General features: G+C 58.0%; 8 protein-coding genes and 2 pseudogenes. 7 read left to right on the top strand and 3 right to left on the bottom strand.

Features of this window, described 5'->3' with window-relative positions; translation table 11 throughout:
- The first annotated feature begins 349 nt into the window (after positions 1–349).
- From CFR76_RS16495 to CFR76_RS16480, 4 genes and pseudogenes are all read left to right on the top strand, one after another.
- On the top strand, positions 350–1,357 hold the full coding sequence (locus tag CFR76_RS16495) for an aldo/keto reductase (RefSeq protein ID WP_025440038.1): 1,008 nt from the start codon (positions 350–352) through the stop codon (positions 1,355–1,357).
- Positions 1,358–1,368: 11 nt separating this feature from the next.
- Positions 1,369–1,476, top strand: a pseudogene (locus CFR76_RS18575) (integrase core domain-containing protein); the annotation flags it as partial.
- 389 nt (positions 1,477–1,865) lie between these two features.
- A complete protein-coding gene (locus CFR76_RS16485; RefSeq protein WP_025440040.1) occupies positions 1,866–3,149 on the top strand; it encodes a chloride channel protein in 1,284 nt (427 codons plus the stop codon).
- Positions 3,150–3,168: 19 nt separating this feature from the next.
- On the top strand, positions 3,169–4,539 hold the full coding sequence (locus tag CFR76_RS16480; RefSeq protein WP_081749563.1) for a ClC family H(+)/Cl(-) exchange transporter: 1,371 nt from the start codon (positions 3,169–3,171) through the stop codon (positions 4,537–4,539).
- Between the two features lie 36 nt (positions 4,540–4,575).
- On the opposite strand, the gene CFR76_RS16475 is transcribed toward CFR76_RS16480, so the two are convergent.
- Positions 4,576–5,838 (bottom strand): cation:proton antiporter, encoded by a 1,263-nt coding sequence (locus tag CFR76_RS16475; RefSeq protein WP_025440042.1) that lies wholly within the window; start codon positions 5,836–5,838, stop codon positions 4,576–4,578.
- Positions 5,839–5,926: 88 nt separating this feature from the next.
- On the bottom strand, positions 5,927–8,509 hold the full coding sequence (locus CFR76_RS16470) for a heavy metal translocating P-type ATPase (protein ID WP_041250527.1): 2,583 nt from the start codon (positions 8,507–8,509) through the stop codon (positions 5,927–5,929).
- Positions 8,510–8,739: 230 nt separating this feature from the next.
- Between CFR76_RS16470 and CFR76_RS16465 the strand changes: the two genes are divergently transcribed.
- Positions 8,740–10,017, top strand: coding sequence for a hypothetical protein (locus tag CFR76_RS16465; RefSeq protein WP_025440044.1), 1,278 nt, complete (start codon positions 8,740–8,742; stop codon positions 10,015–10,017).
- Positions 10,018–10,293: 276 nt separating this feature from the next.
- On the opposite strand, the gene CFR76_RS18295 is transcribed toward CFR76_RS16465, so the two are convergent.
- Positions 10,294–10,467: a hypothetical protein gene (locus tag CFR76_RS18295; protein WP_174520980.1), complete on the bottom strand. Its 174-nt coding sequence runs from the start codon at positions 10,465–10,467 to the stop codon at positions 10,294–10,296.
- A gap of 420 nt (positions 10,468–10,887) precedes the next feature.
- Between CFR76_RS18295 and CFR76_RS16455 the strand changes: the two genes are divergently transcribed.
- Together CFR76_RS16455 and CFR76_RS18570 are read left to right on the top strand one after the other, a co-directional pair.
- Positions 10,888–10,995, top strand: a complete 108-nt coding sequence (locus tag CFR76_RS16455; RefSeq protein ID WP_242407819.1) for a hypothetical protein — start codon at positions 10,888–10,890, stop codon at positions 10,993–10,995.
- A 75-nt stretch (positions 10,996–11,070) separates the two neighbouring features.
- Positions 11,071–11,174: pseudogene (locus tag CFR76_RS18570) on the top strand (IS110 family transposase); the annotation flags it as partial.

Here is an 11,174-nt window from a genome sequence, read left to right as displayed (position 1 = left end):
ATTTCTCTGTGCTTTAAAGCACGCCTGTGAGATTTGGATCTGATCCGCTGATCACCATACTGGCCAGTGGCTTCTGAAAGGCCACATCAACAGGCCTTACAGAAGACCGCACACGATCACACGTCAATATGGGTCAGAAAACTCTTGCATAACGGACGGCAACCACAGAAGAGAAATCCCTTTCTGATTCCCCAATGTCTGCATGAGGCGACTATCGCCTGTCCATTTGTTCCATCAAACGAAACATTCGTGTGTTCCAAAGGACGAAAAAGCCAAACGGAAGAGAGGTTATCGAAATATAGCCTGTGTGGTAGGGTTCTGCTTCAGGAAACAGGGATTTTTCTCAAATATGAAATTGCGGCAACTTGGCAAGAGTGGCCCTCAGGTATCCGAAATCGGTCTTGGGTGCATGAGCATGTCCGGCATGTATGGTCCGGCTGATCGGAAAGAAAGCATCGCTACCATCCATGTCGCGCTGGACGCTGGGATCACGCTTCTCGACACCGGCGATTTCTATGGCATGGGCCATAACGAGATGCTGATCGGTGAGGCGATCAGGGATATTCCTCGCGACAGATTCCTCGTCAGCGTCAAATTTGGTGCGATGCGCGACCCGGGTGGCAACTGGGGTTCCTACGACGCACGGCCTGCCGCCATGAAGAACTTCCTGGCCTATACCCTGCAACGGCTCGGGCTTGATCATGTCGATATCTACCGGCCTGCACGGCTGGACCCGGCAGTGCCTGTTGAAGAGACGATTGGCGCCATCGCCGAGATGGTTCAGGCCGGTTATGTCCGGCATATCGGTCTTTCGGAAGTTGGCCCGGAAACCATCCGGCGCGCGGCTTCCGTCCATCCGATCAGCGATCTTCAGATTGAATATTCGCTGATTTCACGTGGCATCGAGGACAAAATTCTTCCTGTCTGTCGTGAACTCGGCATCGGCATAACAGCGTATGGCGTGCTCGCGCGTGGTCTGATCAGCGGGCACTGGCAAGGGGCAAAGGGGCCAGGGGACTTTCGGGTTCGTAGCCCCCGCTTTCAGGAAGGCAATGTCGAGCGTAATCTGGCTCTCGTGGAGACATTGCGCGGAATTGCAGCCACCAAAGACGCAAGCGTGGCCCAGCTGGCAATTGCCTGGGTGGCGGCACAGGGTGACGATATTGTACCACTTGTAGGAGCCCGCCGGCGCGATCGGCTCTCCGAGGCGCTGGGGGCGCTTGATCTTGCGCTGACGCCGGACGATCTGGCTGCTATCGAGAAGGCTGTTCCCAAAGGGGCCGCAGCCGGGGAACGCTACGATCCGAAACAGATGGCAGTACTCGACAGCGAGAAATCCGGGCTCATCGAAGGTTAGAAGTAAGATATGGCCGGTTCAGGGATGAATGTCTCAACGAAACGTTGCTCACGTCCCTGATGCATGCCTGCCAGATTCTGGCTGACTGGCGGGCAGACTACAATACGGTGCGCCCGCACATCCCCAACTGGATGGCAAACACCGGACCCGGTCGCCAGACAAGGGTCTCGAGGGCATGGCAGAACGGCATGATAATCTGGATAATGAAGCCAGACGGAACTCACCAGATGTATGAATGATCTACGTAGCAGTCCCGTAGATTTTGAGGATGAATCTCCTGTAGCTTCCCGGTATGGGTTCTGAGCGGGGGCGTAAGAAAAAATGGTATATGCCCCGTTCCTGTCTCACAGTCTGGACCTTCTCTGCCGTGACCATTTTGCCGACATTGTCATACCATGGTGCAGATCAGGCTGACTGCCAGTCCGTTCCGGGCCGAAATCGCGCCAGGCGAACCCGTCGGCTTCGTCGTCTGGCGCGTGTCAGGACCCTGAAATGGCAAAGAACACTCATGTATTGCTCGGGGGCTGTGCTGATCGGGATTATTTCCGTGATCTTTGCCCATCTGGGGGATGCGGCGGCCGATCTGCGTTACCACATCGTCGCCCTGAATGCCTGGTCCATGCTTCTGATTGCACCGCTTGGACTCGTCGCCATTACCTGGTTGACGCGCCTGCTGTTCAATGGTGCCCAAGGCTCGGGTATCCCCCAGACAATTGCAACATTGCATATGCATAATTTCATGCTGGTGGACCGAATTCTGACATTGCGCATTGCGCTCGGCAAGATCCTGATGACATGCCTCGGTCTGATCTGCGGCGCCTCAATCGGTCGTGAAGGACCCAGCGTCCAGATCGGGGCGTCCATCATGCATGCGTTCTCGCGGGCCATGGGTCAGCATAATGACGTCACCCGACACGGTATGATCCTGGCGGGCGGAGCCGCCGGCATGGCTGCGGCCTTCAACACGCCCCTGGCCGGAGTTGTATTCGCCATTGAGGAACTCGCCCATTCCTTTGAACAGAAATCGTCAGGACGGACACTGACCGTCATCATCTTTTCCGGGATCACCGCGATTGCCCTGCTGGGGAATTATACCTATTTCGGTCGCACCAGTGCCTCCATCCCGGTTGGTGTCGCATGGTTGGCCGTTCTGGTGTGTGGTGTAAGCGGTGGGCTGGCAGGTGGCCTTTTTGCCCGCCTTGTCATCAGGCTGTCAAAAGGATTGCCTGGATCACTTCGTCCGTTTGCAGCACGTTTCCCTCTCGGGTTTGCTGCTCTATGCGGTCTGCTTCTGGCCCTGATCGGACTGGCATCCGATGGTGCAACCTATGGTACGGGCTATCTCCAGGCGCGGGGGATCGTGGATGGCAGCCTCCATTATCCCGCGTCCTTCTTTCTCCTGAAGTACCTTTCCATGCTCATCACCTTCTGTTCGGGGATACCCGGGGGCATGTTTGCACCATCTCTTGCCATTGGCGCCGGAATGGGCGGATGGATCGAGCAGTTCCTGCCCCATACATCTCCAGGCGCGGTCGTTCTGCTTGGGATGGCGGCATATTTCTGTGGCGTTGCCCAGTCCCCCCTCACGGCGACGATCATCGTAATGGAAGTATGCGATAACCAGCAGGTCACGCTGGCGCTTCTCGCGACTGCGTTTCTGGCGTTCGGGGTCTCGCGCACGGTCTGCCCGCATCCGCTTTATTCCGCCCTCGCCGCGGGGTTCATGGAGAAGACGGAACGGAAGGCAGGTCAGGAAAAAACACTTTCAAGGCAGGAAACTGATCCCTCCTGAACCGGGACCCGGGTTGCAGATGCAGTATTCCGAGCCAGAGAACCGTCAGTCAACGGAAGAAGACACGATGCTGCAGCAGGTGCCGAACCGGAAACCACCACCGGAACAGACCGGGAGTTCCTGCAGTCTGGTTTTCCTGGCATCAGCGTCAATCCTGATCGGGCTTGCGACCGGTGCAATCTGTGGGGTCTTCCGCCTGTTTCTTAAAGGGCTGGAAACCGCGCGAACGGATCTGGCTCTCCGGTTTCTGCATGGTTCTCCGTGGGAGGGTTGCTTTCTGGTCGTGGGGGTTGCCCTGGCGGCCCTTGTCGCAGTGGAAATGGTGCGCCGTTTTGCGCCGCTGGCATCAGGCAGCGGTATTCCCCATGTCGAGGCCGTGCTGTCGGGCGTCGCGGTCCCAGCGCCATGGGTGCTCATCCCGGTCAAGTTCATTGGTGGTCTGCTGGCGATTGGAAGTGGACTGGCCCTGGGACGCGAAGGGCCAAGCGTGCAGATGGGTGCCGCGGCAGCCAATACGATCGGACGACTGCTCTCTCTGGGGCAGGCGGACTGTCGCGCTCTCCTCGCCGCTGGCGCAGGAGCCGGTCTTGCAACGGCCTTCAATGCGCCTGCTGCAGGTGCCGTTTTTGTCCTGGAAGAACTGGTGGGACGGTTTGAAGCCAGAATGGTGTGTGCGGCACTCGGGGCGTCCATTTCAGCCATTCTGATCAGTCGTGGCATCCTGGGCGGCCAGCCTGATTTCATCGTGTTCCATCAGGTCCTGCCTGAAGCGATCGCGAAGCAGCTATTCTTTGTCATGACCGGTCTCATGACCGGTCTGCTGGCGGTTGGATATAACCGGACAATTCTTGCGGCACTGCGCCTTGCCGACCGTCTGCCTGTCAGCATACCCGTCAGGGCCGTTCTGATTGGTGGTCTGGCTGGACTTGTTGTGTGGCTTGATCCGCATCTGGCAGGTGGAGGGGACTGGATTACCCAGGCAGCGATAAATAATACGATAAGCTGGCGTATTATCCCTGCCCTGTTCGTTTTCCGGTTGATCTTCGGTGCGATTTCCTATGCTGCCGCAACACCAGGAGGACTATTTGCACCCATGCTTGCCCTGGGGGCACTGTCCGGATTGGCCTGCAGCTTTGTGGCGCAGATACTGAGCCCGGATACAGCGCTGGCGGCCACGCCATTTGTGATTGTCGGCATGGCCTCCATGTTTGCGGGATCCGTTCGATCGCCCTTGACGGGCATTATCCTCGTCATGGAAATGACCGGATCGTCCGATCTTGTATTGCCGCTTCTGTCTGGAAGCTTCGCGGCAATGGTAGTGGCAGGAGCGCTCGGCGATACACCGATCTACGAGGCGCTGAGGCTCAGGGCAGCAACCGGAAGACGCTGAAATTATCACCTTTTGGAATACCTGTTTCATAAGGAATCATTCAGACCGGGATGCGGATGACGGATAGAGCCTGCGGGCGACCCGTTCCATGGTCAATCCCTGCACGATAATGGTGAACACTACCACGCCGTAACAGACAGGCAGCAGCAGATTGCGCAATTCACCGGGTGGCAGTCCAAGCGCCAGCGAAACCGAGATGCCGCCACGCAGGCCGCCCCAGGTCAGGATACCCAGAACACGGCCACGCTCCCATTGCCGGAGATGAACCGGGAGGGTGGAAAACAGCACGCTCAATGCCCGCACGGCGATGGACAGCGGGATCACGGCAAGCGTTGCCAGCACCGTAAACAGATGCGGCGTGATCTCCAGTATTTCAAAGCCGATAAGCATGAACAGCAGGACATTCAGCACTTCGTCAATCAGGGTCCAGGCGATATCGAGTTCCTTGCGGGACGCTTCATCGAAAACGGAATGGCTATAGCTTGTTCCGAAACACAATCCGGCCACGACGACAGCAATCGCGCCTGACATGCCAAGGTGGTTGGCAATGCTGAAGGTTCCGGTCGCCAGGGCCAGTGACGTCAGCAGATCGATATGCGGATCCCGCTGCCCCTTGAGCACACGAAGCGCAATCCACCCCGTCAGTGCGCCCAGCAGGCCGCCACCAAGCGCCTCGCGGCAGAAGCTGAGGGCAATCCCGGAGGCGGCTACGCCCTGACTGTCTCCGGTCGCCAGTCCGATCGTCACACCGAAAATGACGACCCCGACACCGTCATTGAACAGGCTCTCGCCCGCGAAAATGGCCTGAAGCGGCCCCGGCAGCCCCAGGCGCTTTAACATCCCCACGACCGAAACCGGATCAGTAGGCGCGAGAATGGCGCCGAGCACGATGCACCATGTAAAGGGAACAGCGTGGCCCAACAGCGGAAAAACACTCCAGGCCGCGCCCGCCAGAAAGGCCACGGCCAGAACAGTCCCGAGAATGGACAGGGCTGTCACGGACATCAGTTTCGCACGCAGGTGTCCGACATCAACCTGCATGGCTCCGGCAAAGAGAAGAAGTGACAGCGCACCATTCAGAAGCGCCGCGGGTAGGTTGATGACCCCCAGCACAGACCGCGGCAGGGCCTGAAGATCATAGGCCGGGATCAGCAGGTTCAGAACCATGACCAGCAGGGAAGTCAGCAACGAGAAGATCAGAACGCCGATCGTCACGGGAACGCGAAGCGTGTGGTGATTGAGAATGCTAAAGGCAGCGGCAAGCACGAGAAGCAGGGCGATCAGGTTGATGGTATCCATGGTATGATCGCTGGCCTTTCTGGCGTTTCGCGTCAAGAAAAACCGGTGCTCTCTTTTATGGGCCGGGATCTGTCAGAAGGACGGATATTCACAAAAGGTTACCGGTTCTGGCACCCCGAGCGGAATGCCCGCCATCACTGATCCGCCCTAGCCTGAGCGCATTGGTGACGACGGTGACGGAAGACAGCGCCATGGCGGCACCTGCGATCATCGGCGATAGCAACAGTCCGAATACCGGGTAGAGGACGCCTGCCGCAACCGGAATGCCGATCCCGTTGAACAGAAACGAGAAGGCAAGGTTCTGCCGGATATTGCGCATGATCGCGTGCGCCAGTTTTCGGGCGCGGACCAGCGCACCCAGGCTGCCATGGGCCAGTGTGATGCCTGCGCTCTCGATGGCGACGTCAGTCCCTGTTCCCATGGCGATACCTACGGAAGCCGCCGCGAGAGCCGGCGCGTCGTTCACGCCGTCTCCCGTCATCGCCACATGGCGGCCGACACTCTCCAACTGTCTGATGATATCGGCCTTGTCGTGGGGCTTCAGCCCGGCGTGTACCTCTGCAATGTTCCCGGCAGCCTGTGCCACAGCTCTTGCAGTCGTCTCGTTATCACCAGTCAGCATGACGATGCGCATCCCGTCATCATGCAGCGCCGCTAACGCAGCTTTCGTGTCTTCCCGCAGCGGATCGGCCACGGCAATCGTCCCCGCTACTTTCCCGTCTATCGCAACAAACATGACCCCCGCGCCGGACTGACGATATCGCGTTGCATCTGCCTCCAGCGGAGCGGGATCTGCCCCACTCTGCTTGAGCCTTTCGGCATTGCCGATCACTACCTGACGCCCGCCTGCCGTGCCGCTGACGCCTAGGCCGGGCTGTGAGCCGAAATCGCTGACCTGCACCAGCGTGCCATGGCGCTCCTTCAGTGCCCGGACCACTGCCTGGGCCAGCGGATGCTGGGACTGCGCTTCGACTGAGGCCGCCAGGCGCAGCACATCGTCCTCCTGCCACTCTGGCGCAACGTCGAGGGCGATCAGCCGGGGATGTCCTTCCGTGAGCGTGCCGGTCTTGTCCACCACCAGGGTGTCCACCTTGTCCAGTGCCTGCAGGGCCTCGGCATTGCGCACCAGAACGCCCTCACGCGCGCCGCGCCCGGTGCCAACCATGATGGACATCGGCGTGGCCAGTCCCAACGCGCAGGGACAGGCGATGATCAAAACGGATATGGCATTGAGCAGGGCATGGCCGAAGCGCGGCGCGGGACCGACAAAATACCACACGACGAAAGTCACGAGGGATATACCCAACACCAGCGGGACGAACCAGTCCGACACGCGATCGGCGATGCTCTGGATCGGCGCACGACTATGCTGTGCTGTGGCAACCATTGCCACGATGCGGGCAAGCATGGTGTCGCTGCCGACCGCCCGTGCCTCGATTTCCAGGCTGCCAGTGCCGTTAATGGTGCCACCCGTCACCGCATCGCCCGGTTTCTTCGCCACGGGCGCAGGCTCGCCGGTGATCATCGCTTCATCCACACTGGACGCGCCGTTCAGCACCTTGCCATCGACAGGGACGGATTCACCGGGCCGAATGCGGAGACGGTCGCCTGTCGCGATATCTTCGACCGCAACATCGTTTTCCTGGCCGTCAGCGCCAATGCGATGCGCCTGTTTCGGCGTGAGATCCAATAGCGCGCGGATCGCGTTGCCGGTTGCGGCGCGAGCGCGCAGTTCCAGCACCTGTCCAACCAGCACGAGTGCCACCACCACGCCCGCGGCCTCGTAATAGACCGGAAGGCTGCCGTCAGGCATCCGGAAGGTCACGGGAAAGGCGTCGGGAAAGATCGTTGCCACGAGGCTGTAGCCAAAGGCCGCACCCACACCGAACATGATCAGGGTAAACATGTTGAAATGGCCGGTGCGTAGTGAGGTGAGACCGCGCTGAAAGAATGGTAACCCGGCCCAGCAGACGGCAGGCAGCGTGAGCGCGAGTTGCACCCATGGCGACAGCACAGGCGGCACAAGATGCAGACCGACATCGCCTCCCATGGCGATGAGCATGAGCGGAATGGCAAGCACCCCGGCCACGATCAGGCGGCGCGTAAAATCTCTGAGTTCGGGATTTTCCTCATTGTGCCCGGTCGGATCCTCCGGCTCCAGTGCCATGCCACAGAGCGGGCAGTCTCCGGAGTGATCCTGCCGGATCTGCGGATGCATGGGACAGGTCCAGATTGTGTGGTTTCCGGCAAGAGAGGGCATTTCGTTCGTGGACGTATGATGGTCATGGCCGGTATTGCTGCCCGATTTCTGACCATGTTCCATTTCTGGCATCGCCGGAGCAGTACCAGTTTTCTCTGCAGGTTCCAGCGCCATGCCGCACTTAGGGCATTTTCCCGGATGCGTTTCCCTGATTTCCGGGTGCATCGGACAGGTCCACGCCGTCTGGCCTGCCAGGGACTGGTCATGGGTAATGGACGCCTCGTCCGCCACGAAAGCTGCGGGGTCTGCCCCGAATTTCCGCTGGCAGTGTTCACTACAAAAATAATAATCGTGTCCATCATGCAGCGTGTGAAATTTTGCTGTCACAGTATTCACACTCATGCCACAGACCGGATCATGTACGGTTCTGGGCACCATCATCTGCCGATCATCCTGTCTGGTATCCGTCATGCGTGTTTCCCCGGTGGAAGCGGCTGAATTTCAGACTGCGATGGAACAGGCATTGAAACCATGTCACAGCACAGACAATGAAACGACCACTTTGTCGAGACAGTTGCCCGCATACCGGTGATCCCCCAAAAGAGCATACATTCAGCGATTACATGATCGTCAGCAGGCATTGACCTACGTCGCTGTTACAATCAGTGTCTGGAATGAACGTAATCTTAGCTTCTGGACTGATGACCGACCTTATTCGAGACCTCATTCTTCGCTGGCGGGACGATCCGGCAGCGACCTATCAGAGCTGGTTTTTATGGGACGAGCGTATCAAGAACTTTCGCTCCATCCGCAGGGGGCTGCAGCAGGTTGTCACCGAGATTGCCGCTGGTACGTTCGGGGTCGCCTATCGTGGCTCCTCACTGGAAACAGTTGTTCATTCGATTGCGGAGCAGCGTCAGATTTTCAAGGGGGCAGATCATGCGTTCCTTTGGAAGCCGAAGCTACGAATTCCAGATATCTACGAGAATCCCGTCAACCAGAAAGCGTTCGGTCAGCTTCTCGATACCTGTCTGTGCTGCAATACTGAAGAGCACGTGGTTTCGGCCATTCATGCGATTGATGCTCGCAAGATAAAGGGACTGGGACCAGCCGTCGCCAATCTGCTGTATTTTCTGCATCCGACAATCATGCCGCCGTTCAACACGGCGATCGTGAAGGGCTATAACGCTCTGACCGGATCGAAGGTGAAACTGGGGCGATGGGAAGAGTATCTCGCCATGCGGCAGGGAATCCTGAAGCTGAATGCGACCTATCGTTCACTGCTTTCCAATGATCTGGGCGCCATCGGAGGACTGCTGTTTGACCTCGGTAGCGGACGCTATACAGCGCCACCTCTCGAGGATGACGAAACCGCGCGAAAGCTTTGGGAAGCCGATCTCCATCAGGTAAGGGAGCAGAGCGCGAAAGAAGCCCGGATCCTCGCCGCGGAGCGGGAAACGGATCATACCCATACCGAGATTCAGGGCTGGCTTCGTGATCTGGGGCTTTCCCTGGGGTATGATGTCTGGATTGCAGCCAATGATCGCAGTCGTCCATGGCAGGACGGTAAATTGGGAGATGGCTGCCTGTCGGTGTTGCCAGGGTTCACGACAGAAACGCAGGGAGCGGAATCCGTGCGCCTGATCGATGTCCTGTGGCTGGATCGGGACAGCCACGGGATTGTTGCCGCCTTTGAGGTCGAGCATTCAACGACCATCTATTCCGGTATCGTGCGGATGCTGGATCTTGCTCTCGGGTCAGAGGCGCAGGCCCTGGAGGGCCTGTTCCTTGTTGCGCCGGACAAGCGGGAAGCCGATGTGCGGGAACAGTTGAAGCGGCCGGCCTTCAGCAGGATTGCCGACCTGAAAGTCCGATATCTGCCTTATGGGGCGCTTGAGAAGGATCGTGAGGCAATCGAGCGTTTTGGTCATGGGATGAAGCCTATTCAGGCAATATCCCATCTTCTTACCCCAGCGTGATGTTGATGACAGCAATGAGCGGTACAATATCTGTTTCGGAGCGGGCAGAGAAATCGGGGCAGCTTCCCTCTCTGTCCCGAACGTCTTTTGCCATACGATGTCCGCTTATCGGAACCCGGAGCGGTCCTGTTATACTATCAGGTGGAGAGATCGAAGAACCGTTGATTGAAGGCATTATGTCCTGATTTTGGGCTTAACGAGCAAGTATTGATGGTTCTGGGTAATGACTTTCGCTCTGCGCCTAGGGCAGAACGGGGAGCATTATAGGCTGGTTTTCTACGCGGCGGCGCTGATCCGCTCCAGAAACAGAAAGCGGCGCATATTGTAGACGATATTGGCCAGTCGGCCGCTGCCGTCGCGCAATGGTTTTCGGTCGTCTCGGCACAGCCCGTACCCGAACATGATGGCCGTCTCGTCATCGCCCGTCAGGCAGCCGATGCTTATATGCACCGCAGCAAGGCTGAGAACATACTGCGCACCTGTCGCGCCACCGTCCGGTCCTGGTGTCGCTGGGCCTGCCCTTCAGGAAACGTCCGCGCCTGCAGACTCAGCACTACCTGACCTGCCTGTCGTCCCGCTATCGTTCTGCTCCCGTCATTGCGACAGGAGCATCATCTAATGATGCTTATTTCAGTTTCAGATGACGAGGAGGAAAGAGTTCTTCGTTTTCTGGAATTGATGCTCGCAAAGGAAACGCCGAACAATTTCATGTAGAGTAAGCGCCAACTGAAATCGAGACGGCAAAAATCCACTTTTCCGTTTACATCTCAGTATTCTTAATGTCTCGAATGAAGGCGGCTGCCGCCTTTTCCTCGCATCTCGCCCACATATGTGCTAATGTGGGTTTGTGCTTCATGGGAGGGATATATCATGAGCCGACTGACCATTGATATGACGGATCAGCAGCACCAGAGCCTGAAAGCACTGGCGGCGCTACAGGGCAAGACGATCAAACAGTATGCTGTTGATTTTCACTGAGAACTGATGGTGTGGACGGCTCCCTGTGGTCCTGAGAGGATGCTGAGCAGTTGAATGTCAGTGAAGGAAACCACCATGCATCAGTTGGTCCGTATCGGCATGGATACCTCGAAAAAAGTGTTTCAGCTCCACGGCGTGGATGCCGAAGAGCGGGTTGCGCTAAGCCGGAAACTGAGCCG

It is taken from the genome of Komagataeibacter swingsii, assembly GCF_003207895.1.
Taxonomy (GTDB): domain Bacteria; phylum Pseudomonadota; class Alphaproteobacteria; order Acetobacterales; family Acetobacteraceae; genus Komagataeibacter; species Komagataeibacter swingsii.
The sequence above is the reverse complement of the archived record's forward strand: the minus strand, read 5'-3'. Positions and strand labels throughout refer to the sequence as shown.

Coding starts and splice junctions, on each gene's coding strand:
- CFR76_RS16495 (WP_025440038.1), top strand. CDS start 350: ATGAAATTGCGGCAACTTGGCAAGAGTGGCCCTCAGGTATCCGAAATC.
- CFR76_RS16485 (WP_025440040.1), top strand. CDS start 1,866: ATGTATTGCTCGGGGGCTGTGCTGATCGGGATTATTTCCGTGATCTTT.
- CFR76_RS16480 (WP_081749563.1), top strand. CDS start 3,169: ATGCAGTATTCCGAGCCAGAGAACCGTCAGTCAACGGAAGAAGACACG.
- CFR76_RS16475 (WP_025440042.1), bottom strand. CDS start 5,838: ATGGATACCATCAACCTGATCGCCCTGCTTCTCGTGCTTGCCGCTGCC.
- CFR76_RS16470 (WP_041250527.1), bottom strand. CDS start 8,509: ATGACGGATACCAGACAGGATGATCGGCAGATGATGGTGCCCAGAACC.
- CFR76_RS16465 (WP_025440044.1), top strand. CDS start 8,740: ATGACCGACCTTATTCGAGACCTCATTCTTCGCTGGCGGGACGATCCG.
- CFR76_RS16455 (WP_242407819.1), top strand. CDS start 10,888: ATGAGCCGACTGACCATTGATATGACGGATCAGCAGCACCAGAGCCTG.